This is a genomic window from Amycolatopsis granulosa, assembly GCF_011758745.1.
In the GTDB taxonomy this organism is placed as follows: domain Bacteria; phylum Actinomycetota; class Actinomycetes; order Mycobacteriales; family Pseudonocardiaceae; genus Amycolatopsis_E; species Amycolatopsis_E granulosa.
In genome coordinates, this window is the sequence record NZ_JAANOV010000001.1 from 842463 (window position 1) to 869182 (window position 26720).

The 26720-nt window shown below is 72.2% G+C and carries 26 protein-coding genes and 1 riboswitch; of the genes, 8 read left to right on the forward strand and 18 right to left on the reverse strand.

All coding sequences use genetic code 11. The features are described 5' to 3' along the window. Positions 1-11 precede the first annotated feature (11 nt). On the forward strand, positions 12-2822 hold the full coding sequence (acnA, locus tag FHX45_RS04140) for an aconitate hydratase AcnA (protein WP_167096795.1): 2811 nt from the start codon (positions 12-14) through the stop codon (positions 2820-2822). Positions 2823-2949: 127 nt separating this feature from the next. On the opposite strand, the gene FHX45_RS04145 is transcribed toward acnA, so the two are convergent. From FHX45_RS04145 to FHX45_RS04180, 8 genes are all read right to left on the reverse strand, one after another. Further along, positions 2950-4572, reverse strand: a complete 1623-nt coding sequence (locus tag FHX45_RS04145; protein ID WP_167096797.1) for an alkaline phosphatase family protein — start codon at positions 4570-4572, stop codon at positions 2950-2952. Positions 4573-4602: 30 nt separating this feature from the next. Further along, complete coding sequence (gene efeB / locus FHX45_RS04150; RefSeq protein WP_167096799.1) at positions 4603-5826, reverse strand: iron uptake transporter deferrochelatase/peroxidase subunit; 1224 nt, start codon at positions 5824-5826, stop codon at positions 4603-4605. Between the two features lie 145 nt (positions 5827-5971). Then, the gene (locus tag FHX45_RS04155; RefSeq protein WP_341771347.1) at positions 5972-7102 is read right to left on the reverse strand and encodes an imelysin family protein; all 1131 of its coding nucleotides are present in this window, start codon (positions 7100-7102) and stop codon (positions 5972-5974) included. A 179-nt stretch (positions 7103-7281) separates the two neighbouring features. Then, entirely contained in the window at positions 7282-7752 is a 471-nt protein-coding gene (locus tag FHX45_RS04160) for a nitroreductase family deazaflavin-dependent oxidoreductase (RefSeq protein WP_167096801.1), read from the reverse strand. A gap of 45 nt (positions 7753-7797) precedes the next feature. Next, a complete protein-coding gene (gene egtD / locus FHX45_RS04165) occupies positions 7798-8772 on the reverse strand; it encodes an L-histidine N(alpha)-methyltransferase (protein WP_167096803.1) in 975 nt (324 codons plus the stop codon). Beyond that, positions 8769-9530 (reverse strand): ergothioneine biosynthesis protein EgtC, encoded by a 762-nt coding sequence (egtC, locus tag FHX45_RS04170; RefSeq protein ID WP_167096805.1) that lies wholly within the window; start codon positions 9528-9530, stop codon positions 8769-8771. Before egtC ends, egtD begins: the two co-directional genes overlap by 4 nt. A gap of 2 nt (positions 9531-9532) precedes the next feature. Then, positions 9533-10918, reverse strand: a complete 1386-nt coding sequence (gene egtB, locus FHX45_RS04175) for an ergothioneine biosynthesis protein EgtB (protein WP_208405799.1) — start codon at positions 10916-10918, stop codon at positions 9533-9535. Beyond that, on the reverse strand, positions 10915-12165 hold the full coding sequence (locus FHX45_RS04180) for a glutamate-cysteine ligase family protein (RefSeq protein WP_167096807.1): 1251 nt from the start codon (positions 12163-12165) through the stop codon (positions 10915-10917). The genes egtB and FHX45_RS04180 overlap by 4 nt, the downstream gene beginning before the upstream one ends. 168 nt (positions 12166-12333) lie before the next feature. On the opposite strand from FHX45_RS04180, the gene FHX45_RS04185 reads away from it, so the two are divergent. The 5 genes from FHX45_RS04185 to FHX45_RS04205 all read left to right on the forward strand — a co-directional run bounded on the left by FHX45_RS04185 (position 12334) and on the right by FHX45_RS04205 (position 17637). Next, positions 12334-12927 carry a TetR/AcrR family transcriptional regulator gene (locus FHX45_RS04185; protein ID WP_167096809.1) on the forward strand — a complete coding sequence of 198 codons (594 nt, stop codon included), beginning with the start codon at positions 12334-12336 and terminating at the stop codon, positions 12925-12927. A gap of 194 nt (positions 12928-13121) precedes the next feature. Further along, on the forward strand, positions 13122-14465 hold the full coding sequence (locus FHX45_RS04190) for a hemolysin family protein (protein ID WP_481726029.1): 1344 nt from the start codon (positions 13122-13124) through the stop codon (positions 14463-14465). Then, positions 14462-15505 carry a CNNM domain-containing protein gene (locus FHX45_RS04195; protein WP_167096813.1) on the forward strand — a complete coding sequence of 348 codons (1044 nt, stop codon included), beginning with the start codon at positions 14462-14464 and terminating at the stop codon, positions 15503-15505. The genes FHX45_RS04190 and FHX45_RS04195 overlap by 4 nt, the downstream gene beginning before the upstream one ends. Then, complete coding sequence (locus tag FHX45_RS04200; protein WP_167096815.1) at positions 15502-16383, forward strand: 3-methyladenine DNA glycosylase; 882 nt, start codon at positions 15502-15504, stop codon at positions 16381-16383. The genes FHX45_RS04195 and FHX45_RS04200 overlap by 4 nt, the downstream gene beginning before the upstream one ends. Before the next feature lie 108 nt (positions 16384-16491). Next, a complete protein-coding gene (locus FHX45_RS04205) occupies positions 16492-17637 on the forward strand; it encodes a substrate-binding domain-containing protein (RefSeq protein ID WP_167096816.1) in 1146 nt (381 codons plus the stop codon). Between the two features lie 25 nt (positions 17638-17662). On the opposite strand, the gene FHX45_RS04210 is transcribed toward FHX45_RS04205, so the two are convergent. Further along, complete coding sequence (locus FHX45_RS04210) at positions 17663-18433, reverse strand: helix-turn-helix transcriptional regulator (protein ID WP_167108379.1); 771 nt, start codon at positions 18431-18433, stop codon at positions 17663-17665. A gap of 124 nt (positions 18434-18557) precedes the next feature. Here FHX45_RS04210 and FHX45_RS04215 point away from each other — a divergent pair, with 124 nt between their 5' ends. Next, entirely contained in the window at positions 18558-18920 is a 363-nt protein-coding gene (locus FHX45_RS04215) for a nuclear transport factor 2 family protein (RefSeq protein ID WP_167096818.1), read from the forward strand. Between the two features lie 155 nt (positions 18921-19075). Further along, positions 19076-19176, reverse strand: a riboswitch (glycine riboswitch). Between the two features lie 42 nt (positions 19177-19218). On the opposite strand, the gene FHX45_RS04220 is transcribed toward FHX45_RS04215, so the two are convergent. The 7 genes from FHX45_RS04220 to FHX45_RS04250 form a co-directional block, all read right to left on the reverse strand. After that, positions 19219-19785, reverse strand: a complete 567-nt coding sequence (locus FHX45_RS04220) for a MerR family transcriptional regulator (RefSeq protein ID WP_167096820.1) — start codon at positions 19783-19785, stop codon at positions 19219-19221. 360 nt (positions 19786-20145) lie between these two features. After that, a complete protein-coding gene (locus FHX45_RS04225; protein WP_017988091.1) occupies positions 20146-20619 on the reverse strand; it encodes a bifunctional nuclease family protein in 474 nt (157 codons plus the stop codon). Between the two features lie 245 nt (positions 20620-20864). Continuing rightward, complete coding sequence (gene ftsR, locus FHX45_RS04230; protein WP_167096822.1) at positions 20865-21611, reverse strand: transcriptional regulator FtsR; 747 nt, start codon at positions 21609-21611, stop codon at positions 20865-20867. Then, positions 21608-22072, reverse strand: a complete 465-nt coding sequence (gene garA, locus FHX45_RS04235; RefSeq protein ID WP_167096824.1) for a glycogen accumulation regulator GarA — start codon at positions 22070-22072, stop codon at positions 21608-21610. The genes ftsR and garA overlap by 4 nt, the downstream gene beginning before the upstream one ends. A gap of 103 nt (positions 22073-22175) precedes the next feature. Further along, positions 22176-22559 carry a glycine cleavage system protein GcvH gene (gcvH, locus tag FHX45_RS04240; protein WP_167096826.1) on the reverse strand — a complete coding sequence of 128 codons (384 nt, stop codon included), beginning with the start codon at positions 22557-22559 and terminating at the stop codon, positions 22176-22178. A gap of 58 nt (positions 22560-22617) precedes the next feature. Beyond that, a complete protein-coding gene (gene clsA, locus FHX45_RS04245) occupies positions 22618-23229 on the reverse strand; it encodes a cardiolipin synthase ClsA (RefSeq protein ID WP_167096828.1) in 612 nt (203 codons plus the stop codon). Between the two features lie 66 nt (positions 23230-23295). Further along, positions 23296-23499: a hypothetical protein gene (locus FHX45_RS04250; RefSeq protein ID WP_167096830.1), complete on the reverse strand. Its 204-nt coding sequence runs from the start codon at positions 23497-23499 to the stop codon at positions 23296-23298. Between the two features lie 153 nt (positions 23500-23652). Between FHX45_RS04250 and FHX45_RS27735 the strand changes: the two genes are divergently transcribed. Next, a complete protein-coding gene (locus tag FHX45_RS27735) occupies positions 23653-24108 on the forward strand; it encodes a hypothetical protein (RefSeq protein WP_208405802.1) in 456 nt (151 codons plus the stop codon). Between the two features lie 42 nt (positions 24109-24150). Here the strand turns inward: FHX45_RS27735 and FHX45_RS04260 are convergent, their stop codons facing one another. Beyond that, positions 24151-25863 (reverse strand): AMP-binding protein, encoded by a 1713-nt coding sequence (locus FHX45_RS04260; RefSeq protein ID WP_167096832.1) that lies wholly within the window; start codon positions 25861-25863, stop codon positions 24151-24153. A gap of 10 nt (positions 25864-25873) precedes the next feature. Then, positions 25874-26716, reverse strand: a complete 843-nt coding sequence (locus tag FHX45_RS04265; RefSeq protein ID WP_167096834.1) for a crotonase/enoyl-CoA hydratase family protein — start codon at positions 26714-26716, stop codon at positions 25874-25876. Between the last annotated feature and the right edge of the window lie 4 nt (positions 26717-26720).

Genomic DNA, 26720 nt, shown 5'->3' on the forward strand with positions numbered 1-26720 from the left:
GGGAGTTAGACGTGACCGCACCATCCAGCAAGGACAGCTTCGGCGCCCGGGACACCCTGAAGGTCGGTGACGCCTCGTACGAGGTGTTCCGCCTGGACAAGGTGACCGGCTCCGAGAAGCTGCCCTACAGCCTGAAGATCCTGCTCGAGAACCTCCTGCGCACCGAGGACGGCGTGAACATCACCGCCGACCACATCCGCGCGCTGGGCAACTGGGACCCGACCGCGGATCCGTCGATCGAGATCCAGTTCACCCCGGCGCGCGTGATCATGCAGGACTTCACCGGCGTGCCGTGCGTGGTCGACCTCGCCACCATGCGCGAGGCCGTCACCGAGCTCGGCGGCGACCCGGACAAGGTGAACCCGCTCGCCCCGGCCGAGCTGGTCATCGACCACTCGGTGATCATCGACGTGTTCGGCCGCGCGGACGCCTTCGAGCGCAACGTCGAGATCGAGTACGAGCGCAACCGCGAGCGCTACCAGTTCCTGCGCTGGGGCCAGAACGCGTTCCAGGAGTTCAAGGTCGTGCCGCCGGGCACCGGCATCGTGCACCAGGTCAACATCGAGCACCTGGCGCGCACGGTGATGGCGCGGGGCGGCCAGGCCTACCCCGACTCCTGCGTGGGCACCGACTCGCACACCACGATGGTCAACGGGCTGGGCGTGCTGGGCTGGGGCGTCGGCGGTATCGAGGCCGAGGCCGCGATGCTCGGCCAGCCGGTGTCGATGCTGATCCCGCGCGTGGTGGGCTTCAAGCTGACCGGTGAGATCCCGGCCGGCGTCACCGCCACCGACGTGGTGCTGACGATCACCGAGATGCTGCGCCGCCACGGTGTCGTCGGCAAGTTCGTCGAGTTCTACGGCGAGAGCGTCGCCCAGGTTCCGCTGGCCAACCGCGCCACGATCGGCAACATGAGCCCGGAGTTCGGCTCGACCGCCGCGATCTTCCCGATCGACGACGAGACGGTCCGCTACCTGAAGCTGACCGGCCGCTCCGCCGAGCAGGTCGCCCTGGTCGAGGCGTACGCCAAGGAGCAGGGTCTGTGGCACGACCCGGGCCGCGAGGCCGCCTACTCCGAGTACCTGGAGCTGGACCTGTCGACGGTGGTGCCGTCGATCGCCGGCCCGAAGCGGCCGCAGGACCGCATCGAGCTGTCCGCGGCGAAGTCGGCGTTCCGCCAGTCGGTGTACGACTACGTCGAGGGCAACCACACGACGCCGCACACCAAGGTGGACGAGCAGGTCGAGGAGTCCTTCCCGGCCAGCGACGCGCCGAGCCTGTCCTTCGCGGCCGAGGATGCCGTCCCGCTGCAGTCCGCCGCGAACGGTGCCTCCGGCCGCCCGAGCAAGCCGGTCACCGTGAAGTCGGCCGACCGCGGCGAGTTCGTGCTCGACCACGGCGCCGTGGTGATCGCGTCCATCACCTCGTGCACCAACACCTCCAACCCGTCGGTAATGCTGGGCGCCGCCCTGCTGGCCCGCAACGCGGTGGAGAAGGGCCTCGAGGTCAAGCCGTGGGTCAAGACGTCGATGGCGCCGGGTTCGCAGGTCGTCACCGACTACTACGAGAAGGCCGGCCTGTGGCCGTACCTGGAGAAGCTGGGCTACCACCTGGTCGGCTACGGCTGCACCACCTGCATCGGCAACTCCGGCCCGCTGCCCGAGGAGATCTCCGCCGCGGTGCAGGAGAACGACCTGACGGTCGTGTCGGTGCTGTCCGGCAACCGGAACTTCGAGGGCCGGATCAACCCGGACGTCAAGATGAACTACCTGGCGTCGCCGCCGCTGGTCATCGCCTACGCGCTGGCCGGGACCATGGACTTCGACTTCGAGTCGCAGCCGCTGGGCCAGGACAAGGACGGCAACGAGGTGTTCCTGCGCGACATCTGGCCGTCGCCGCGGGAGATCCAGGAGACCATCGACTCGGCGATCACCCAGGAGATGTTCTCCAAGGACTACGCCGACGTGTTCGACGGCGGTGAGCGCTGGAAGGCGCTGCCCACCCCGGAGGGCAAGACCTTCGAGTGGGACGCGGAGTCGACCTACGTGCGCAAGCCCCCCTACTTCGAGGGCATGCAGGCCGAGCCGGAGCCGGTCACGGACATCACCGGTGCCCGCGTGCTCGCGAAGCTGGGCGACTCGGTGACCACCGACCACATCTCGCCCGCCGGTGCCATCAAGGCGGACTCGCCGGCCGGCCGGTACCTGGCCGAGCACGGGGTGGACCGCAAGGACTTCAACTCCTACGGCTCCCGGCGCGGGAACCACGAGGTGATGATCCGCGGCACCTTCGCCAACATCCGGCTGCGCAACCAGCTGCTCGACGACGTGCAGGGCGGTTACACCCGTGACTTCACGCAGGAGGGCGGCCCGCAGGCGTTCATCTACGACGCCGCGCAGAACTACGCCGAGGCGGGCATCCCGCTGGTCGTGCTCGGCGGCAAGGAGTACGGCTCCGGCTCGTCGCGCGACTGGGCGGCCAAGGGCACGCGCCTGCTGGGCGTGCGCGCCGTGATCGCCGAGTCGTTCGAGCGGATCCACCGGTCGAACCTGATCGGCATGGGCGTCATCCCGCTGCAGTTCCCGGAGGGTGAGTCGGCGGCGTCGCTGAACCTGGACGGCACCGAGACGTTCGCCATCGAGGGCATCACGAAGCTCAACGACGGCGAGACCCCGCGGACGGTGCGTGTCACCGCGACCAAGGAGGACGGCTCGCAGGTGGCGTTCGACGCGGTCGTGCGCATCGACACCCCGGGTGAGGCGGACTACTACCGCAACGGCGGCATCCTGCAGTACGTGCTGCGCAAGATGACCCGCGCCTGACGGTTTCTCCCCGAGAAGCGCCCGCGAGCCCCGCTCGCGGGCGCTTCTTCGTGTCCGGGCCCGGCCGCTCCCGCCGTGGGCGGCGAGAGCGGCCGGCGTATAGGTCGTTATACGGTTTGGGTGGCGATCAGCGACCGTGGCCGTGCTCGTCCACGACCGCACCGCCGGCCGGGTCGAGGGTGACCGCCTTCGCCTTCCGGCCGTGGAAGTCGAACAGGTTGTCCATCGTGCCGGCCCGCTCGTCGTAGGAGCCGCCGCCGATCCGGCCCACCGACCAGTTGTCCTCGACGAACTTCAGGATCGAGGTCTGGTCGGTGCGGGTGTGGTCGACGAAGTTCTCCTTGGCATACGGCGAGATCACCAGCAGCGGCAGCCGGGGGCCGAACCCGCACCGGTCCGCGAAGCCGAGCACGTTGGGCGTGCGGGTGCAGACCGTGGAGTCCTGCGTGGCGTCGGACGAGCCGTTCACCACCGCGCTCACGTGGTCGTACCAGCCGTCGGAGTCGTCGTAGGCGAGCACGATCGCCGTCGAGTTCCACTCCGGCGAGTGCTCGATCTTGTTGATCTCCTCGACGACGAACCGCTGCTCGTCCAGGGGGTCGGAGTAGGCCGCGTGCGCGTCCTGGTAGGCCGGGGCCTTGAGGAAGCTGACCGCCGGCATGCTGCCGGCGGTCAGGGCGGTGTCGAAGTCGGTGATGTCGTACTGGTGGTTGGCCTGGTCGGTCTGGCCGATCGCGGCGGGCGAGCTCGGCGGCAGGTGCTTGGCGTTCGACGTCGACTCGTAGTACTGGAACGGCTCGTGGTGCGGGCTGTAGTCGGTGACAGTGATGCCGCCGACGTTCTGGTGGGTCTGCCCGCACACCGCGTAGCCGTTCTTCTGGCCGGTGGGCCGGAAGCCGCCCTGGAACCAGCCCCAGGTGACGCCGTGCGCGTTGAGCAGGTCGCCGATGTTGGGGCCCTGCGCCCGCGCCAGGTTGGCGGTCGCGGTGTGGTTGTTGTCCGAGCAGTCGTCGAAGGCGGGGTCCGGGTCGGCGATCACGGTGCCGGTGCCGGAGGCATCCGGCGACACCGCGACCGACGGGTCGGTGACCGGCCGGTGGGTGACCGAGGTGACCGGCTGCACACCGTGGGTCTGGCCGGAGATCAGGTTGATCGCACCGGGCGTGGACGGGCCGAACGTGGTGTTGAACGAGTTGTCGCTCATCGCGAAGTGCTGCGCGTAGTTCCACATCGCGGTGACGGTGTTGCCGTCGTAGTAGTCCATGACCAGGCCCGGTTCGCCGAACAGGATGGGCTGCCCGGTGCACGTGTCGCGGCCGGTGTACTCGACGAACTTGTCCATCGCGCTGTTGTCGAACGCCTTCTGCTCGGCGCCGTAGCCGTGGTTCTGGTCGCAGGTCAGGACCTGTTGCGGGGTGAGGCGCTTGGGGTTGTAGGCGTTCGGGTTCGCGGTGAGCAGCTGCGGCGAGAGGCCGTTGACGGCGGGGGTGCCCGGGGCGGCGTCGAAGTGGGTGCCGTCGGTGTTGGCCGCGTTCGGGTAGGTGCCGAAGTAGTGGTCGAACGAGATGTTCTCGCCGAAGATGACCACGACGTGCTTGATCGGCGTCGCGGTGTGCAGCGCGGTGGCCGGTTTGAGCCGCAGCGGCTCGGCCTGCGCGCCGCCGACCGCGGTGGTGACCGCGATCGCCGCGGCGGCGGCGGTGGCCAGCGCTCCCGCGCCGATGAGCAGCCGTCTCCTGGCTGTGTCCACTGTGTCCTCCTGTGTGGTGGGGAAATCCGGTCAGGCGAGCAGTGCCCGTCCGAACTGGTCGCCGGGGCCGGTGACGCCGGGAAGGGCGAAGAAGTAGCCGCCCCCGAACGGGGAGATGTAGTCGGTCAGCGGCTCGCCGGCGAGCCGGGTCTGGACGGCCTCGAACTGGCGGACCGGATCCTGCTGGTAGCAGGTGAAGACGAGGCCCATGTCGAGGTTGCCGTTGCTGTCGATGCCGCGGTCGTAGTTGTAGGCGCGGCGCACGATGCGGCTGTCCGCGGTCCGCGGGGTGCGCGGGTTGGCGAGCCGGATGTGGCTGGTGAGCGGGACGGCCGCGCCGGCCGGGTCGAGCGCGTAGTCCGGCTCGTCCTCCTCCCGGGAGCCGTCCAGGGGCGCACCGGAGTCGCGGCGGCGGCCGATGATGTTCTCCTGCTCCGACAGCGACACCCGGTCCCAGAACTCGACGAGCATGCGGATCAGGCGGATCACCTGGTAGCTGCCGCCCGCGGCCCAGGACGGCTCGCCGGCCCCGGCCCACACCAGCCGCGTCATCTCGGCGGCGTCGCCGGGGTCGGGGTTGGCGATGCCGTCCTTGAAGCCCATCAGGTTGCGGGGTGTGCCGTCGGGGCGGGACGGGGAGGTGAACCCGGCGACGCGCCACCGGGGTTGCATGCCGCCACGAGTGGCGCGGGTGAGGTCACGCAGGGCGTGCAGGACGGTGTCGGCGTGGTCGGCGGCCAGCACGAGGCTGAGGTCGCCGTGGCACTGGGCCGGGTCGAGGGCGTCGTCGGCGAACACGCGCATCGGGGTCAGGTGCGCGGGCTTGCGGTCGGCCAGCCCGTATCGGTCGTCGAACAGCGACGCGCCGACGCCGAGGGTGACGGTGAGCCGGTCGGCGGGGACGACCGGGCCGAGCACGCCGGAGTCGGTGGGCGGGCCGGTGATGCCGACGGTCTCCGGGGTGCCGCCGGCGGTGAGGAACCGCGCCCGGTCGGTGAGGGCGCGGAAGAGCTCGGTCAGCTCCGCCCGGCTCCCGGCGATGACATCGAACGCGGCGACCATCGCGTGCGGCGCGGACGGCCGCAGGACGCCGGGCTGGTGCTCGCCGTGGAACGGCACGGTGCTGTCCTGGCCGGGGGTGTCCTGAGCCGCGCCGTCCTGGGCGGTGGCGGGCGGCGCGAACCCGGCGGCCACGGCGGTCGCCCCGGCCCCGGCGAGCGCCCCCCGCAGAAACGCCCGGCGGGCGACACTCATACCTGCCTCCCCATCCCCGAGGTGGCGCAGTGCCGGTCCCGGAGCGCACGGCCGCCCCGGGCGCGCTCCACCACGACGCCACGAACACGAGCCCGCCGGCCCACCGGGGCCTCCCCTGGACGGCGCCGGCGGCGGCCCCCGGGGGTCACGAGCTCCTCCGCGGGGCGGTGATCGCTGCGATGGGGGCCAGCTCTTCGGTCAGTTCGGCGACCGTGCCGTTGATGCGCTCGCGCAGCGCCGTGGGTAGCTGCGCGACCGGCACCCAGCTGCCGTCCGCGCGCTGCCCGCTCGCCACCGCCGTGCGTGCGCGGCCGATCTGGGCGTCCACTTGGGACAGTGCCGGCAGGCGGCCCGCCAGCAGCGGGCGGAGGACGTCCAGCACCGCGACCGTGCCGTCCAGGTTCGCCAGCGTCGTCGCCAGGCCGGTGCCGCTGCCGTAGTCGGTGTGGCCGGTGAGTTCGGACTGCAGCGCGTTCTCCATGATCTCGTGGGCGCGCACACCCAGGTCGAGCTGGTCGATCTGACGGTCCGGAAAGGACTCCCCCAGCCGGTGGACGGCGTCGGTGAGCTGCTGCGCCACCGCGGCCAGGGCGGAGGTGGCCTCGTCGCGCCAGAGGCCGGACTCGAGCCGGTGGAACCCGGTGAAGCCTGGGTCGGCGGTGCCGTCGGGGAGGCCGTCGGCGGTGCCGTTGATGGCGGCGTCGGCGTCGCCGAAGGCTCCGTACGCGGCGCCGAGCCGTTCGTAGGTGAGGTGCGCGGTGAGCCACGCCGCCCGCGCGGCGGCGCGGTCACCGGAGCGGACGGCGGCGGCGAGGGCGTCGGTCTGGGCGGCGAGTGAGTCAAGCCCGGCGGCGATGACCGCGTGGTAGGACTTGGCCGGGCCGAGCAGGTCGGCGTAGGTAACCGGCACGATCGCGGGCGCCGGGCGGGGCGCGCCGCCGGTGACGTGAACGACCGGCCCGGTCACGGCGTCGGCGTCGTCCGGCAGGCAGCGCAGCGCGTAGTCGCCCGCGCCGAGGGTGATGTCCAGGGCGCGGGTGGCGCCCGCACCGAGGCCCTCGATCTCGCCGAACACGGCGCCGGTGGCCGGGTCCACGACCTCCGCCCCGGCGGTGACCGGGCCGGTGTTGCGCAGCCGGAGGGTCTGCCGCCCGGCCTGCGGGCCGGCCCAGCCGCGCCCGCACGCCGACACCGACACCTCGACGACGCCGTCGGCCGACGGCGCGGGCCGCGCCCACAGCCACCAGCCGGCAGCGGCGAGCAGCACCACGGTCACTCCCGCAACCACAACCCAGCGCAACACCGTGCTCCCCACTCGAACGGATGATTCCGGCGAGCGGAGCGTAGGCACCGGTGATCGCGGACCCCGTCCGTTTTGGGCGGTCGCGGGGAACGTTCACCGACTGTTCGGGCACGATTTCGCCCAGGCGGGCCGAAACCGGAAAGCGGGCGCGGTTACCGGCGGGTGAGCAGGAAGATCGGCAGCTCGCGGCCCGCCGCGAGGCGTTCCATCTCGTAGCCGGGCCAGAACTCCAGCAGCCGCCGCCACATCTCGTCGTAGTCCTCGCCCTTGACGGGCGCGGCGGTGACCGCGATCTCGCGGCCGCGGACGGCGACGGTCGCCTCCGGATGCGCACGCAGGTTGTAGGTCCAGCCCGGGTCGCGGGGGCGGCCCCAGTTGGACCCGACCAGCACGAACCCGTCCCGGAAGGGGAAGTACAGCAGGTTGGTGCTGCGCGGCAGCCCGCTCTTGCGCCCCAGCGTGGTCAGCCGCAGGGACGGCAGACCGGCGATCCCCACCAGGCTCACCCGCCCGCGGAACCACCGGTGCAGCCGCTGGTCCGACCAGATGATGACCTTCGCGAGCCGCATCAGCCACGGCCGGGTGCCCAGCCTGCGGGCCAGGAGCGGGAGCGGGTTCTTCACGTCCCCCATTGGACCATTCGCCCGTTCCCGCCCTGCCCGCGGTGGTCAGCTCATCGCGCGCGCCAGCGACACCGCGAACCGGCCCTGCGCGTCGGTCCACCAATGCCGGACCTCGAACCCGGCGTCGGCCAGCTCGGCGGTGACGCCCTCGCGGCGGAACTTCGCCGAGATCTCCGTCCGGATGTCCTCCCCGGCCTCGAACGACACCTCCATCCCCGCGCCCGGGATGGACACCCGCACCGCCCCGGGGGTGCGCAGCCGCATCTCGATCCACTCGTTGCCGGCGTCCCAGTGGGCCACGTGCTCGAAGGCGTCCGGGTCGAAGTCGGCGCCCAGCACCTCGTTGACCACGCGCAGCACGTTGCGGTTGAACTCCGCCGTCACCCCGGCGGAGTCGTCGTAGGCACGCACCAGCGTGCCCGGGTCCTTGACCAGGTCGGTGCCGAGCAGGAACCACTCGCCGGCGGCGAGCACGTCCCGCACCGAACGCAGGAACTTGCCGCGTTCGGCGGGCAGGAAGTTGCCCAGCGTGCCGCCCAGGAAGGCGACCAGCCGCGGCGGTTCGCCGGGCAGCAGCCCCAGGTGCTCGGTGAAGTCGCCGACCACCCCGCGCACGTCCAGCCCCGGGTAGTCCGCTCCGATCGCCCCCACGGCCTGGGCGAGGGCGGACTCCGACACGTCCAGTGGCACGAAGGTGCGCAGGCTGCCGTGCTCGCGCAGCCCGTCGAGCAGCAGGCGGGTCTTCTCGCTCGACCCCGAGCCGAGCTCCACCAGCGTGTGCGCGCCGGTGATCCGCGCGATCGACCCGGCCTCCCGCGCCAGCACCTCGCGTTCGGCTCGCGTCGGGTAGTACTCCGGCAGCGCGGTGATTTCCTCGAACAGCTCGCTGCCCCGCGCGTCGTAGAACCACTTCGACGGCAGCCACTTCCGCGGCGCGGACAGCCCCGCCCGCACGTCGGCGCGCAGCGCCTCGGCGATCTCGGTCGCGCTGCGGTGGATGTCCAAATCGGACTCGGTCATGGCACGACACTCCGATCGGTGTGGAGGGGAAGGAGTTCGACGGCGCCGTGGCACGCGCGGAGCAGGTGCCGGTCCGGTACCTCCGACCAGCCCGGTGCATCGTCCAGGGGTTCGGACGCGACCAGCACCGCCTCGCCATCGACCCGGACCGACAGCGAGTGTGTCCACGCCGTCGCGACGAGCACCGTCCCGTCGGTGAGCAGGAAGTTCAGCCGGGAACCGGGCGCGGCGCGCTCGACCTGCGCGATCAGGTCGGCGACCGCGCCGGCCGGGTCCTCCCCCGCCGCGAGCCGGTCGCGCAGCAACGCCCACAGCAACGCCGAGTCGGTCGGCGCCGGCAGCGTCATCAGGTCGGTGACCGGGAGTTTCCCCGCCAGCGCCGCCATCCTGTCCGGCCAGCCGCGCACCACACCGTTGTGGCTGAACAGCCACCGGCCGCCGGTGAACGGCGCGCAGGCGCCCTCCCCCGGCGGCATCCCGGTCGTGCCGTTGCGCACCGCGGCGACGAACGCGCCGCTGAGCACCGAGCGGGCCAGCCGCGGCAGGTCGTGGTCGCTCCACAGCGGCACCGGGCGCCGGTACCGCACCGGCTCCGGCCCGTCGCCGTACCAGCCCAGCCCGAAGCCGTCGGCGTTCACCACCCCGCCGCCGCGCATGTCCTTCGGTGCGAAGGTCTGCCGCAACAGCGAGTGCGGCGCGTCGAACAGGGCGTCCGCGGGTGAGCGCGGCGGGCCCAGGTAGCCCAGGTGTCGGCACATCGTCAGGCCCGCTCGCCCGGCGGGACGTCCCGCGCGCACCGGAACCCGGAGAAGATCTGCCGCCGGACCGGGTAGTCCCAGTTGCGGAAGGTGCCGCGGATGGCCGCCGCGTCGGTGCCGAACGAACCGCCGCGCAGCACCTTGTACTCCGGTCCGAAGAACACTTCCGAATACTCCCGGTAGGGGAAGGCGCGGAAGCCCGGGTACCCGGCGAAGTCGCTGCTCGTCCACTCCCACACATCGCCGACCAGCTGGTGCACGCCGAACGCCGAGACACCCTTCGGGTAGGCGCCCACCGGCGCCGGCGACAGGTGGCGCTGGCCGAGGTTGGCGTGCTCGGGCGTGGGATCGTCGTTGCCCCACGGGTACCGCCGGGATTCCCCGGTGCCCGGGTCGAACCGCGCGGCCTTCTCCCATTCCGCCTCGGTGGGCAGCCGCTTGCCCGCCCACTTCGCATAGGCCTCGGCCTCGTGGAACGACACGTGCACCACCGGCTGCTCGGGCGGCACCGGTTCGGCCACCCCGAACCGGGTGCGCCACCACCCGTCGGGCTCCCGGTGCCAGAACCGCGGCGCGGTGATGTCGTGCCCGCTGCGGTAGGCCCAGCCCGCCTCGCTCCACCACTCGCGCCGGTCGTACCCGCCCTCCTCGACGAACTCGAGGTAGGCGCCGTTGGTCACCGGGACGGTGTCCAGGTAGAAGGCGTCCACGTCCACCTGGTGCGCCGGGCGCTCGTTGTCCAGCGCCCACGGCTCGAGCGAGGTGCCCATCACGAACGGGCCGGCCGGGATCAGCACCTCGCCGGGCAGCGGCCCGGACCGCGCCGGCGGCGGCTCCGGCGCGTGCAGCACCGGATCGCCCCGGCGCAGCTGGTGGGTGGCCAGCATCGTCTCGTCGTGCTGCTGCTCGTGCTGGGTGATCATCCCGAAGGCGAACCCGGCCTCGGTGAGCGGCCTGCCCGTCAGGGGTGCGCGCTCCAGCACGTCGAACGCCTTGGCCCGCACCTCGGCGACGTAGGCCCGCGCCTCCGCCGGACCGAGCAGCGGCAGCGACGGGCGGGTGGCGCGCGGGTGCTGGAAGGCGTCGTAGAGGTCGTCGATGTCGGGCCGCAGCGGCTCCCGGCCACCCACGTCCCGCACCAGCCACAACTCCTCCTGGCTGCCGATGTGCGCGAGGTCCCAGACCAGCGGCGACATCAGCTTCGAGTGCTGCCGCACGAGGTCGTCGTCGTCCACCGCGCCGGTGAGCACCGTGCTGCGGGCGCGTGCCCGGTCCAGGGCCGACGCGGCGCGCGCCCGCAGCTGCTCGGCGGGCAGCTCGCGCACCGGGTTGGGCGCCTCGGACAGCGGAACCGGCGATGCCGGCGAAGTGGGTGCCGCGTCGGTCATCTCGTAGCCTCCCCGGCGTGCGCGAGCCGCTGCACGCCTTCGGTGATCTTGTCGACGGTCTCTCCGGGCAGGCCGGTGCGCGCCAGCTCGGCGCATCCGAGGTCGGCGACCTCGCGGGCCGCCGCGGCGATCCGCGGGTCGCGCATCCCGGCCCGCGCGGCCGCCTCCCACTCGCCCTGGACGGGCGCGCAGACCGCACGCACGCGGTCCACAGTGGACGGACGGTCGAGCAGTGCGGTGAGCAGCGCGACCGGGTGCAGCCAGCGCTGCCGCGGCTGGGCGTCGAGGTAGCGGACCTCGAGGTAACCGTGCGGCCGCACCGGGGTGAACATCGTGGTCAGGTGGTAGTCGAGGTCGGCCAGCGTGGGCCGCCGCAGGACGCGCCCGGCGCCGCGGCCGGCCGCCCAGTCCGCGAACGTCAGGCCCTCCGGGGCGTCCCACGGCCCGTCCCGCCGCACCACGAGCAGGGGCGTGTCCAGCACGCGGCGGGCCCAGCTCGCGGCGGCGTCCGGGCCGCACGCGGCGGCCGTGGTCCGGCAGGGTTCGGTGGCCCGCACCGCGAGCCACCGCGCGGATGCCGCGCCGGTGTCGCGGCCCGCGCGCCGCGGGGAGTTGGCGAACAACGCCAGCAGCGGGGGGCCGAGCGCGTGGATCGCCGCCCAGCGGGCGGCGAAGGAGCCGGCCTCGCCGGTGTCGACGCAGACCTGGAGCCCGGCGGTGCTGCACATCATGGTGAGGCCACCGGGGCCACGCGGGGCGAACCGCCGTTCCATCGCCGCGTACCGGGGCGTGTCGAGCAGCCGGGCGGGTGCGCGATGGGCGTCCATACCCTCGTCACGCAGGACGAACCCGTGCCGCGCGAGCAGGTCGGTGAGATGAGCGAGATCGTTGGTGACCACCTCGGCCAGGTCGCGCAGCGACGGCTGGGGCAGCGCGGAGATCTCCACCTGGCCACCGGGTTCGAGGGTCACCGGAGAGCCGGCCGGCAACGGCAGCGCCGGGCTGTCGGGACGAAGGGTGCGCGGGGTGTGCGGGCCGAGCGCACGGGCGAGGTCGCCGGGATCGAGTGGTCTGCGGAGGTCGCCGGCGTAGTGCACGGTGTACTCCAGCTCCACGCCGAGCAGGCGCGGTGGGCCGTGCTTGAAGCACACGGACGCCACGTACGCCTCACCCTCGGCGCGGTCGGAAACCACCTTCGCCGCCACCGCCCCGCCGGGGGCGGGGGACATCGGCCGGGCCGCCGTCATCGTCGTGTCCAATCGCCGGGATCACTTGGTTTCGGACGCTACACGCGGGTACCGACAATTTCAGGAGCGGAAAGCGGCCCACGGCGGAATTCCCGGCGAGATCCGGAAGTCTTGCAGTAAGTACGTACGGTTTGCGAAAGTGCGGCCCGCGGTGACAGGATCTGGTGCATGCCCCGGGTCAGCCAAGACCACCTCGAAGCGCGCAGACGCCAGATCCTCGACGGGTCGCGTGTCTGCTTCGCCCGGTACGGCTACGAGGGTGCCACGGTGCGGCGGCTGGAGGAAGCGACCGGGCTGTCCCGTGGGGCGATCTTCCACCACTTCCGCGACAAGGAATCCCTCTTCCTCGCCCTCGCGGAGGAGGACGCCGCCCGGATGGCCGACGTGGTCGCCGAGCAGGGCCTGGTGCAGGTGATGCGCGATCTGCTCGCCGAGGGCAGCGACCACCCGGCGGACTGGCTGGGCACCCGGCTGGAGGTGTCCCGGCGGCTGCGCACCGACCCGGAGTTCCGCGGGCGCTGGGCGGAACGCTCACAGCAGCTGACCGCGGCGACCCGGCAGCGCCTGCTGTGGCAGCGGCGGGCCGGCAACCTCCGCGACGACGTGGACGTCGACGTGCTCACCGCCTATCTGGAACTGGTGCTCGAAGGCCTGGTCTCGCACCTCGCGATGGGCCTGCCCGCGGACGATCTGGGGCCCGTGCTCGACCTGGTCGAGGAGAGCGTGCGGCGCCACCGGGTGCGCGCCACGGCCGAGTCCTGACACGCTCACCAGCGCCGACGCCCTCGCCCCCTCCCCCGGCCCGGGTATCATGGCGCACACACGTTTCGCCATTTCCGAGGAGTGACTTCTTTCGTGCGCGACGCGCAGTCACCTGGTGACAGTACGAGGCCGGGTGGCGAACCCGGCTTACCCGAGCACCTCTCCGGCCCGGTTCAGGACCGTGACGGCCGATGATGGACGTGCTCCTCTCCGTTCTCGGAGTCCTGTTCTTCGTGTTGCTCACCGTCGGCACCGGTCTCGCGGTGGCCGCCGAGTTCTCGCTCACCGCGCTCGAGCGCAGCACCGTCGAGGCCAATGTCCGGCAGGTCGGTGACCGGCGGTCCCGGACCGTCCGCAAGGCGCACTCGACGCTGTCGTTCCAGCTGTCCGGCGCGCAGGTCGCGATCACCCTGACCACCCTGGTCACCGGGTACGTCGCGGAACCGCTGATCGGCAACCTGGTCCGCCCGCTGCTCACCGCCACCGGCCTGTCCGCGGGTGTCGCCGCCGGGGGGTCGGTCGCCATCGCCCTGCTGCTGGCGACCATCCTGTCGATGGTGCTGGGCGAGATGGCGCCGAAGAACCTCGCCGTGGCCAGGCCCCTGCAGACCGCGCGGGCCGTGATGGGCTACCACTCCCGGTTCTCGGCGCTGTTCCGCTGGCTGATCACCCTGATGAACAACAGCGCCAACTTCGTCGTCCGCAAATTCGGCATCGAGCCGCAGGAGGCGCTGCGCTCGGCGCGCTCGCCGCAGGAGCTCGGGTCGATCGTGCGCACCAGCGCCGAAAGCGGCACCCTGGACACCTCGACCGCGCGGCTGCTGGACAAGTCGCTGCGCTTCGGCGACCGCACGGCCGAGGAGCTGATGACCCCGCGGGTGCAGGTGCAGTCCCTCACCGTCGGGGACACGATCAACGACCTGGTGGAGGTGTCCCGGCGCACCGGATTCTCCCGGTTCCCGGTCTACACCGAGGATCTGGACGACGTGCAGGGCGCGGTGCACGTGAAGCAGGCGTTCGCGGTGCCGGCCGCCGAACGCGCGACGGTGAAGATCGGCTCGGTCATGCGACCGGTCCCCACGGTGCCGGAGTCGCTGCCCGGCGACGCGCTGCTGTCCCGGTTGCGCGACTCGCGTTTCCAGCTCGCCATGGTCGTCGACGAGTACGGCGGCACGGCCGGGCTGGTGACCCTGGAGGACGTGGTCGAGGAGATCATCGGCGACGTCCGGGACGAGCACGACACCGGCGAAGCGCCGTCCTCGCAACGGGTCGGCACCGACACCTGGCTGGTCTCCGGTCAGCTGCGCGCGGACGAGGTCACCGAGATCACCGGGTTCCGGATGCCCGACGGCGACTACGAAACGATCGCCGGCCTGGTGCTGGAACGGCTGGGCCGGATCCCGGTGCCGGGCGACGCCACCGAGGTCGACGGCTGGCGGCTGACGGTGTCCGACATGGACCGGCACCGGATCGCCGCGGTGCGCCTGCGGCCGCTCGCCGACGCCGGTGCCGCCGGTGCCGGGGAGGTGACGCGGTGAACGACTGGCTCGCCATCTTCCTGATCGTCGTGCTGCTGCTGCTCAACGCGTTCTTCGTGGGTTCGGAGTTCACGCTGATCTCCTCGCGCCGCGACCGCCTGGAGGCCCTGCTCGAACAGGGCAAGCCGCGCGCGCGGATCGTGATCAACGCCAGCCGGCACGTGTCCCAGATGCTCGCCGGCGCCCAGCTCGGCATCACCATCAGCTCGCTGCTGCTCGGGCGGTTGGGCGAACCCGCGGTGGCACACCGGCTCGCGGTGTTCTTCGACCTGTTCGGCCTGCCCGAGGTCCTGCTGCACGCGGTGTCGTTCGCCATCGCGCTGGCCTTCATCACGATCCTGCACGTGCTGATCGGCGAGATGGTGCCGAAGAACCTCGCCATCGCCGAACCGGAGCGGCTGGCGCTGTGGCTGGTGCCGATCCACGTGGCCTGGGTGAAGGTCGCCAACCCGTTCATCTGGCTGCTCAACGCGATGGCCAACAGCCTGCTGCGCCTGGCGCGGGTCACGCCCAAGGACGAGCTGGAGACCGCCTACACCTCCGACGAGCTGGCCGAGCTGCTGTCGGAGTCCCGCCGGGAGGGTCTGCTGGAACAGTCCGAGCACGAGCGGCTGAGCCAGACGCTGTCGTCGGTGGAGAAGACCGTCGCCGACGTCGTGGTGCCCACCGGCGAGCTCACCACCCTGCCCAGCACGCCGACGATGGGTGACGTCGAGGAGGCGGTCTCGGCGACCGGGTTCTCGCGTTACCCGCTGCGCGGCGCCGACGGGGAGCTGATCGGGTACCTGCACGTCAAGGACGTCCTCGACCAGATCGGGGAGAGCCCGGGCAGCACGATCCCGGCGGACAAGACGCGTCCGCTGACCGACCTGCCGGTGCACGCCCGCCTGGACGAGGCGCTCTCGGCGATGCGGCGCGAGGGCAGTCACCTGGCGCGGGCCCGCGGCGACGACGGCGCGATCATCGGCGTGGTGGCGCTGGAGGACCTGCTGGAGGAGTACGTCGGCACGGTGCGCGACGGCACCCACGTGACCGCGTGAGGCGCCCGGTGATCCTGGCCGAGCACGAGTGGCGGGCGCGGGCGGCGGCGCACCTCGCACGCGTGCGCCGCTGGACCGGCCCGTACCAGGAGCGCCGGTCGCGCGGCGCGAAGCACCCGGTGCACGACTTCCTGTTCCAGTACTACCCGCATCGCCCGGCGCACCTGGAACGGTGGAGCCCGGGACCCGGGGTGGTGCTCGCCGGACCGGGCGCGCGGGTGTTCCTGGAGCGGCCCGGGTTCCGCCCGGTCCCCGGCGGCGTGACCCTGGATCCGGGCGCGTTCACCCCGAAACGCGCCGGGACGACGAAGGCGGTGCTCGTCCTGCTGGCGGCCACCGCGTCCCGTGCGCCGCGGCTGAACTGCTTCGGGCTGCACGAATGGGCGATGGTGTACCGGCAGGCGCCCGCGCAGGTCCGGCACAGCCAGCTGCCGCTCCGGCTCGGCCCGGACCGGACGGACGCGGTGGTCGAGTCACTGGAGCTGCGCTGCGGGCACTACGACGCGTTCCGGTTCTTCACCCCGCCCGCGCGGCCGCGCAACGCGCTGGAGCCGTCCCGGGAGCGGCAGGTGGAACTGGAGCAGCCGGGGTGCCTGCACGCGAACATGGACCTCTACCGGGCCGCGGTCAAACTCGACCCGTTCGTGCCGTCGGAGCTGGTCGCGGACTGTTTCGAGCTGGCGGTGGAGATCCGCGAACTGGACATGCGAGCGAGTCCGTACGATCTGTCGGAACTGGGCTACTCCCCTGTGCGGATCGAGACCGCCCGGGGGCGCGCGGAGTACGCGCGTGCCCAGGCCGCGTTCGCGGCGCGCGCGGAGCCGCTGCGGATTCGGCTGATCGAGCACTGCCGGACGCTCCTCGCACAGGAGCAGTAACGCTCGGTCCTGCGATTTTCCGGGGTTCATCACGTTTCGCTAACGGCGAGCCCCTGTTAGGGTGAACGACGTTTGGCGTCGCACACGAAGAGTCGAGGAAAGGCACGCATGGGGCGACACAGCAGGGGCGACGACCCCGGGCACGGCCGTCCTGAGGCTGGGGAGCCGTCGGGGCGGCCGCGACCGGGCGAGGTGACCGGTGCGTTCCCGGTGGAGTCCACGCCCGCCGGAGCGCCCGGGCGGAACCTCGCTCCCGGTCACGGCACCGGCAGCTGGAGCGTTCCGCGCGGGGCGGAACCGGGCTCGCGACCGGCCCGGGTGGCACGCACCGCCGCGACAGCGACCGGCAGCCATCGCGTCCACGCGGCCGAGGCCGCGGGCGAATCCACCGGCACCCGCCGCGCCTACTCCCCCGCGAGCGCCACCGAAACCACCGGCAGCCGCCGCGCCGCGGGTACGACCTCGGGCTACCGGCGGTCACCCGCCGGCGAGTCGACGGGCACCCACCGGGCGGTGGGCGCCGGACAGCCGGGCCGCCGGGGCGAGTCGACCGGCACGTTGCAGGTCCTCGGCGTCGACGGGCGTCCTCAGCTGGGCCGCCGCCGGGCCGGTGAGACCACCGGCTGCCACCGCATCACCCCGTCCGGGGAGACCACCGGATCGCACCGCGTGGTCGCCGAGGGCAAGCGCGGCATCGCGAAGTGGCCCATCGTCGCCGGGGTGTTCGTCCTGCTCCTCGTCCTGGGGCTGCTCGGCTGGGGCTGGGCCGACGACGTCCTCAACAACCGTGCCGAGGCACAGGCCAGCGCGTGCGCCGAGGGCGACTCGAACCTCACGGTGGCCGCCGCTCCGTCCGTGGCCCCCGCCGTCACCGCCGCCGCCGACCGGTGGAACCGGGCCGGGACCGTCGTGCACTCGCACTGCATCAACGTCCAGGTGCGGGCCCTCGACGACCAGCGGGTGCTGCAGGCCCTGACCGGCCAGGGCAACCTCGACTCAATCGGCGGTCAGCCCGCCGTCTGGATCCCACAGACCACGGCGACACTCACCGAGCTCACCACCGCGCGGCCCGCGGTGCTGACCTCCCCGGCCGAATCGCTGGCGACGACCGCCGACGGCGACTACCCGTGCGCGGTGCTCACCACCGACACCGTCGACGAGGTCCAGCAGCGGGCCGCTCAGGTCTTCCGCAACTACCTCGAGGAACCCGCGCAGAAGACCGACCTCACGCGCGCGCTCACCCCGGGGGCGTAGCGCCGCCGACGCGGGCGGCGGCGGGTCACCTCGGCTGCCGGCGCGTGAGGACCTCCCGCGTGGCCGCGTCGGCCGGGTAGAAGGACTCGATCACCAGCTCGGCCAGCGTCACGTCCAGCGCCGTGCCGAACGTCGCGACCATCGACATCAGGGTCAGCACGCCGTCACCGTGGCGGAGCCGCACCGGCACGAACACCGACCCGGCCGGCGCCTCGTCCACCGGGTCGTCGCACGGATAGCCGCTGACCTCGGTCAGCAACGCGGCCAGGTCCGCGTCGCCGGTGATCTCCACCTGCCGCCGCAGCCGGCCGAGCAGCTCGGCTCGCCACTGGCCGAGGTTGAGCACGTGCGGCGCGAGGCCACGCGGGTGGAGGGCGGCCCGCAGCACGTTCGCGGGGGGCTCCAGCAGGTCCGGGTCCACGAGGTCGGTGAGCAGCGTGATCCCGCTGTTGGACTCGACGAGGTCCCAGCCGCGGTCGAGCACCAGCGCCGGGTACGGCTCGTGCCCGGCGAGAAGGTGCCGGACCGCCTCCAGCGCCACACCCAGGTCGGGCAGCGGGGTCTGTGGGTAGACCGGGGCGTAGCCGGCGGCGAGCAGCAGCCGGTTGCGTTCCCGCAGCGGCACCTCCAGCCGTTCGCCCAACCGCAGCACCATCTCGCGACTGGGCCGGGACCGCCCGTTCTCCAGGAAGCTCAGGTGGCGGGTGGAGATCTCGGCGGACAGGGCGAGGTCGAGCTGGCTGAGCCGGCGGCGTTCCCGCCACTGCCGCAACTGCTCACCCACCGGGCGCTGCATGGTCGTCACCCCGTCGAAACTACGGGGCCCGCCGGCGGAGCCGCCATTACCTCCGGCGTAATCGACGGGCCGCGCGATCCGGGAGATCGTGATCTGGTCACACCGACCCGATCAGGAGGATCCGATGACCGACTACACCGCCCTCGCCCAGCGCTACATCGACGTGTGGAACACCACCGACGCGGACAAGCGCCGGGCGCTGGTGGCGGAACTGTTCACTCCCGAGGCCACCTACACCGATCCGCTGGGTGCGGTGCGGGGCACCGACGGGATCGACGGGTTCGTCGCCGGGGCGCAGGCGCAGTTCGCGGGGCTGGAGTTCCGGCTCGACGGCACGGTCGACAGCCACCACGACCAGGCCCGGTTCACGTGGCACCTGGGGGCGCCCGGGGACGCGGAGCCGCTCGTGATCGGCTTCGACGTCGTCACGACCGTGGACGGGCGGATCAACCAGGTGCTGGGTTTCCTGGACAAGGTGCCCAGCTAGGGCCCGGCGGCCGGCCCGGACCCCCCAGGTCCGGGCCCTCCCCACTCTGTCGTGCCCCGTGGGCGCCTGAGAGGTTCACCCGAGTGTTGAGCCGGGTTTGCACCGTCGGCGGGGCGGGACGGAGTTGTGCCCGTCGGCCCGCTTTCCAGAGGCGTCTCGTCCGCGCGGTCCGGGGTGCCTGAGAGGTTCCGGGGAGGACTTGCTCCTTCGGCGCCGGGCACGATGGTGGTGGCCCGGTCTCTCCCGCGCGGCTTCAGCGACTGCGCTCCGTACCCTACTCCCCGGTTCGGCGGATCGATCAGCCGGTCCGGCGGGCGTTGCGGCGCTGGGCGAGTTCGTCCGGGGCGACCGGCTCCACCTCGCCGCCATCGGCGCGTTCGGCGGGAAACTCGTGCAGGGTCCCGCTGATTTCCTGCATGGGGACCTTCACCGCGATGCCGAAGACGCCCTGCCCGCCCTGGAGCAGATCCACGATCTCCTCCGGCGAGGTGCACTCGTAGACGGTGGTGCCGTCGGAGACCAGGGTGACCTTCGCCAGGTCGCGCGCCCCGCGCTTGCGCAGGTGCTCGACGGCCACGCGGATGTTCTGCAGCGAGACGCCCGTGTCGAGTAAACGCTTGACGATCTTGAGGGCGAGGATGTCCTTGAACGAGTACAGCCGCTGCGATCCCGATCCGTGGGCCGTGCGGATGCTCGGCGCGACCAGCCCGGTGCGCGCCCAGTAGTCCAGTTGGCGGTAGGTGATGCCGGCGATCTGACAGGCCGCGGGGCCCCGGTATCCGACCAGCTCGTCAGGCAGTGACGAGTCCGGGAAGAGCTCACCCTGCTCTCCCGGCACGACCTGAACCGGCCTTTCGTCGACCACGCATGCCTCCCCTCGCCCGGCCGGTGCGGCCGGTCGAAACAAGCACCCGGGGCCCTGGACGTAGGACCCGCGGCAGTGGCAAACCGCGGATGTGCCCCAGTGACCGCGCCGCGGCCGAATCACACCGAAGCGATTTACCGCCATCGACGGTATGCGCGGGCAGGCCCCCGGTCAACGCGACGCGCGGCCCGCCCTGCAGCCTGTCCGGGGAGTTGACCGGTCAAGGCGCCCGACCAGCGTTACCCGGACGGGTAATTTTCCTCGCCGGGCCGCGGGGACCGCGCCGGAACGCGCCGAAGGGGCCCTCCCGGCCGGTGCTCGAGCCGGGAAGACCCCTTCGGCGCCGCCGGAGGCGGGCGGTCAGGTGTCCGCGCCGCGGAAATCCTCCGGCGAGACGGACTCGAGAAATTCGCGGAACTTCTCGACCTCGTCCTCCTGCTCGTCCGGGATGATCAGCCCGGCCTCGTCGAGCACCGCGTCCACCGCGTGGATCGGCACGCCGACGCGCAGGGCCAGCGCCACCGAGTCGCTCGGCCGCGCGGACACCCGTACGTTGCCGTCGAAGACCAGTTCGGCGAAGAACGTGCCTTCGCGCAGGTCGGTGATCACGACCTGCTCGAGCTCACGGCCCAGCGCGCCGATGACCTCCTTCAGGAGGTCGTGGGTCAGTGGCCGGGCGGGGCGGACGCCCTGCTGCTCGAGCGCGATCGCGGTGGCTTCGACCGACCCGATCCAGATCGGGAGGTACCGCTCACCCTGCGCCTCCCGCAGCAACAAGATCGGCTGGTTCGCGGGCAGTTCCACCCGCACGCCGACGACGCGCATTTCGCTCATCGGGCTTCGCCTCCCTCTCGTGTGCGCGGGCCGCGGCGCTGGTCCGAGGGCCCCGCATCGACATCTTCGACGCTACCCGCCATCCCGGCGCTGTGCTCGCTTTCGGAACCGCGTGGCAGTCGCATGAACCGTTCCGGCAAATCCATCACCAACGGTACGGCATCCATGGCTCGCTGCGGAGCCCTGAAACCAGTTCATTACCGTCGGGACCGCGACCTGGGAAGATCGGGATCGGCCGGGCACGCTCAGCCGCCCGTCACGTCCCGGATACCCGCCTTCACCAGCAGTGTGTGCAGCGTCACCGACAGCGCGGCGAACTGGCGCGCCAGTTCGTCCGCCCTGGCCTTCGCGTCCGCGTCGCGGTGCCGCGACACGGGCGCGATGATCTGCTGCAGCAGGCCCACCTCCCGGTCGGCCGAGGCGCGGAACGCACGCAGGTGCCGCGGTTCGATGCCGAACTCCGTCATCGCGCGGACCGTGCGGGCCACCAGGACCGCGTCCGGGTCGTAGAAGCCGGCCGCACCCGCGCGGATCAGCCCGTACTGCTCCAGCTCGGCGAGCAGGGCGCCGTCGACGCCGGCCTCGGCGAGCAGGTCCTCCCGGGTCAGCCGGACCTCCCGGCCGGGCGCGAAGTTCTCGGGACGGGGCAGCCCGTCGCCCGGGTTCGCGGGCAGCGGAACCAGCTTGCGCGGCAGGCGCCCGCCGAGGCCCTGACCGTCGGTCCGGCCGTGATCGGCGGCGTCGAGCTGCTCCTTGATGACTTTGAGCGGGAGGTAGTGGTCCCGCTGCGCGGCCAGCACGAACCGGAGCCGTTCCACGTCCGCCGCGGAGAACTGCCGGTATCCGGATGCCGTCCGGCCCGGGCGGACCAGCCCCTCGGACTCGAGGAACCTGATCTTGGAGATGGTGACGTCGGGGAAGTCCGGGCGCAGCTGCGCCAGCACCGCCCCGATGCTCAGCCCATCACGCTGTGGCCGCCCGGCAGCCGTCACCGCGCCCCCTGGCCCCCGTGCCCCGGGCCGGTCAGGAAGACCAGGCGAAACTTCCCGATCTGCACCTCGTCGCCGCCCGCGAGCACCGCCTGGTCGACCGGCTCACGGTTGACGTAGGTGCCGTTGAGGCTGCCCACGTCGATGACGACGAACTCCCCGCCCTCGCGGCGGAACTCCGCGTGGCGACGGGACACGGTGACGTCGTCGAGGAAGATGTCGCTGTCCGGGTGGCGCCCCGCGCTCGTGGTATCCCGGTCGAGCAGGAAGCGCGAACCCGCGTTCGGGCCCCGCTTGACCACCAGCAACGCCGTACCCGCCGGCAGCGCGTCGACACCGGCGACCGAAGGCTCCGGCGTCGGCGCCTCCTGACCCTCCGCATCCGCCAGGAAGTCGGCCCGGAAGACCGAGGTCCGCTCCGGAGACTGCTCCGGGGGAACGCCGGGCCCGTCGTTGGTGCTCACCTGAGCTCTCCTCACCACTGATGTGTCGCTGGCTGAAAACCTGTGGCTGTCAACGTACCGTGCCTGATCGATTCGGCCCCCGCCGCTCCCCCAAAACGCGGTCCTACCCTGCGGTCAGCCGGTTGTAGGCGTCGGCGTCGAGCAGCCCGGACAGCGCGTCCGGGTCGCTCGCCCGGATCTCGACGAGCCAGCCCTCGCCGTAGGGGTCGCTGTTGATCAGCTCCGGCGAGTCGCCCACGGCGTCGTTGACCGCGACGATCTCACCGTCGACCGGGGCGAACAGCTCGGAGACGCTCTTGGTCGACTCGATCTCGCCGAACGGTTCCCCCGCCGTCACCGACTTGCCCGCCTCGGGCAGGTCGACGAACACCACGTCGCCCAGCTGGTCCTGCGCGTACTCGGTGATCCCCACCCGGACCACGTCCTCGGCACGGGTGGCGACCCACTCGTGCTCCTCGGTGTAGCGCAACTCTTCTGGCGCGGACACTGCACGTCCCCTTTCCTGCCCCGGCTCACCCGAGGCGTCCCGATGCTCGCGCGCAGTCTTACATCCCCGCGCCCGTCCTGGCACGCCGGACCGCCCAGAAGGTCTGCAGCAGGTACAGCGCGCCGGACCACACGTACAGCACGGTGCCCCACGCGGTGAAGGAGTAGGCGATCGGCCGGGCGATGTCCGCCGCGGCCGACGTGCCCTGCGTGAGCAGCAGGAACGGGAAGGCGTACATCAGCACGAAAGTCGCGGCCTTGCCGATGTAGGTGACCTCCGGGGGCGCGTAGTCGTGGCGGCGCAGCACCACCAGGGCCACGCCGACCAGCAGCTCGCGCCCGACGAGCACCGCGACCAGCCACCACGGGACGATGCCGCGGATCAGGAACGCGGCCAGCGTGGCCACGATGTAGAGCCGGTCGGCGGCCGGGTCGAGCAGCTGCCCGAGGCGGCTGGTCTGGTCCAGCCAGCGGGCCAGTTTGCCGTCCAGCCAGTCGGAGACGCCGCTGAACACCAGCAGCACCAGGGCCCAGCCGTCGGCGCGCGGACCGAGCAGGAGCCAGAGGAACACCGGGACGCCCGCCAGCCGCAGCAGGGACAGCAGGTTCGGCACGGTCCACGCCTGCCGCAACAGGCTGGGCCCGGCCGGCTCGGTGCGGGGTTCGATCACCCCGTAACCCTAATCGGTGCGGTGCCACTTTCCGGCGGCGGCGCCGGCGCGGTCACGCCCGGGCGCTCAGCCGGCGCGGCGGTGGCTCCAGCCACGGCGGTGCAGCTCGGCTCCGCTGAGGGTCTGGGGGCGGCCCAGGTGGTCGGTGCCCACCCAGCGCAGCGCTCCGGCGCCGGACTCGAGGACGTAGGGGCGGCCCTGGCTCCACACGACGGAGCACGGGGTGGTCGGGAGCGGATCCGTCGAGGCGGCGGTTTCGATGCTCAACACAACCGTGGTGTCGCGTCCCGCCGCCGAAGTGTTAGCAGTCCGCCAACGATTCACCCGGCCGGTGGATCAGCGTCCACAATGGAGCCGCCACGGGCGCGTCCTGCCTGCGATTTCGCCGCGGGGGCGGTACTTTCCCCATCCGGGAGGGATCACATGACCACACCTGGCCGCACCCTGGCACTGCTGCTCCTGGCGGCGGGCGTCCTCGCCGGCTGTGCCGGGACACCGGCCGCCCCGGTGCCCGCTCCGCCCCCGCCGGCGACCACCACCCCACCCGGACCGGAGGCACCGAGCACCCCAAACCCGAACCCCGCGGCCCCGAGCACCGGCGTACGTGCCGACGGGTGCGGCACCGTCCACGCGGCGAGCGGGCTCACCTTGCAGGTCATGGACACCACGACCAGCGCGCTCAGCTGCGGCCAGGCGACCGACCTGGTGACGCGGTTCCAGCAGACGATCGCCGGGCGCCAGCCGGCCGGATCGGCCCGCCCGGTCAGCGAGACCGTCGACGGGTGGGTGTGCGTGTCCGGGCCGCCCGCCTCGCAGGGCGGTACCACGTGCAGCCGCGGCGAGGACACCGTCTTCGCCCAGGTCACCGAGGCGGAGTAGCGCCCCGCCCCCGCCCACGAGCCGGGGCGGGGGCGGCCGCGCTCAGCCCTTGAGGTCCGGGAAGTCGTCCTCGCGGAACTCACCCGCGGCGCGCGACTCCGGCGACGCCTGCTCCCTGCCGCGCAGCTCGACGCGGCGGATCTTGCCGGAGATCGTCTTCGGCAGGTCGGCGAACTCCAGCCGGCGGATCCGCTTGTACGGCGCGAGGTGCTCGCGGCAGAACGCCAGGATGCTCTCCGCGGTGGCCGCGTCCGGCTCGTGTCCCGCGGCCAGCACCACGTACGCCTTGGGCACCGCGAGGCGGATCGGGTCCGGCGCCGGCACCACCGCGGCCTCGGCGACCGCCTCGTGCTCGAGCAGCACGCTTTCCAGCTCGAACGGCGAGATGCGGTAGTCCGACGCCTTGAACACGTCGTCGGTGCGGCCGACGTAGGTGATGTAGCCCCGTTCGTCGATCGAGCCGACGTCACCGGTGTGGTACAAGCCGCCGCGGAACGCCTCCGCGGTGCGTTCGTCGTCGTCGGCGTACCCGACCATCAGGCCGACCGGGCGTTCGCTCAGGTCGAGGCAGATCTCGCCCTCCTCCGCCGGTTCGCCACCGACCGGGTCGACCAGCACGACCTTGAAGCCGGGCACCGGCCGGCCCATCGAACCGGGCTTGACCTCCTGCCCCGGCGTGTTGGCGATCTGCACGCTGGTCTCGGTCTGGCCGAAGCCGTCCCGGATGGTCACGCCCCACGCCTTGCCGACCTGGTCGATCACCTCCGGGTTGAGCGGCTCCCCCGCGCCGACCACCTTCACCGGCGGGGTGCGCAGGGCGGTCAGGTCGGCCTGGATCAGCATCCGCCACACCGTCGGCGGCGCGCAGAAGCTGGTGATACCGCAGCGCTGCATCTGCGCCAGGAGCGCACCCGCGTCGAAGCGGGTGTAGTTGTACAGGAACACCGTGGCCTCGGCGTTCCACGGCGCGAACACGTTGCTCCACGCGTGTTTGGCCCACCCCGGCGAGGAGATGTTCAGGTGCACGTCGCCCGGCTCGAGGCCGATCCAGTACATCGTGGACAGATGCCCGACCGGGTAGGACACCTGTGTGTGCTGGACCAGCTTCGGCTTGGCCGTCGTGCCCGACGTGAAGTACAGCAGCAGCGGGTCGGCCGCCGCGGTCGGCCCGTCCGCCGCGAACGATTCCCCGGCGGAATAGGCGTCGGCGAAGGACAGCCACCCGCCGGCGCCCTCGCCGACGGCGATGCGGGTGTAGTCGCCGGGGACGTCGGCGAACTTCTCCACGTCCGCCGACCGGACGACGACGTGCCGGGCGCCGCCCCGGTCCACCCGGTCCCGCAGGTCGGCCGCGCCGAGCAGCGTCGACGCCGGGATGATCACCACGCCCAGCTTGATCGCGGCGAGGATCGTCTCCCACAGCTCGACCTGGTTTCCGAGCATGAGGATCAGCCGGTCGCCGCGGCGCACCCCGTGCCCGCGCAGCCAGTTGGCCACCTGACTGGACCGGCGGGCCATCTCCGGGTAGGTCCAGCGGCCCTCGCTGCCGTCCTCCTCGACGATCCACAGCGCGTACCTGTCCGCGTTGGCCGGGTCGGCGGCGATCACGTCGAACCAGTCCAGCGCCCAGTTGAACTCGTCCAGCCGCGGCCACGCGAAGTCGCGGTAGGCGGTGTCGTAGTCCTCGCGATGCGCGATCAGGAAGTCACGTGCCTCGCGGAAGCGTTCGTGAGCGGCTGAATGGACAGTGTTCATGACGTTCTCCTCATTCGCCCGTGAACTCCGGCGTGCGGCGTTCCACGAACGCCCGCACCGCTTCCTGCAGATCCTTGCTGGGCAGGAACGCCGCGTTCCAGGTGGAGACGTAGCGCAGCCCGTCGGCGACCTGCCGCTCGGTGTTGAGCGACAGCACGTCCTTGACGCCCCGCACGACCAGCGGCGGGTTCGCGGCGATCTCCCCGGCCAGCGCCCCGGCCGCGGCCAGGAGCGCGTCCGCGTCCGGGTACACGTCGTTGACCAGGCCGATCTTCTCCGCCCGGGCGGCGTCGATGTCCTTGCCGGTCAGGGCCAGCTCCCGCAGGTGGCCCTCGCCGATGATCCCCGCCAGCCGCTGCAGGCTGCCCAGGTCGGCCACGATCGCCACCTTCGCCTCGCGCACGCTGAACTTCGCGTCCGCGCTGGCGAGGCGGACGTCGGCGGCGGCGATCAGGTCGACCCCGCCGCCGATGCACCAGCCGGACACCGCGGCGATCACCGGCGTGCGGCACTCCGCCACGGCCGTGACGCTGTCCTGCAGGGACCGGATCTCGCGCAGGAACTCGGTCCGCGGCCCGGCCAGCGCGTCCCCGGCCAGCAGCGGCGCCCAGCCGCCCATCATGGCGGGCAGGTCGAGACCGTAGGAGAAGTTCTTCCCACTGCCCGTCAGCACGATCGCCCGGACCGCGGGATCGGCGTCCAGGGTGCGGAACACGATCGGCAGCTCGCGCCAGAAGTCGGGGCCCATCGCGTTGCCCTTGCCCGGCCCGAGCAGGGTCACGCGGGCGAGGCCGCCGGTGCGCTCGACGGCGAGCGAGACCAGGTCCGGCAGCTTGTCGGCGGTGTCAGTCATGGCT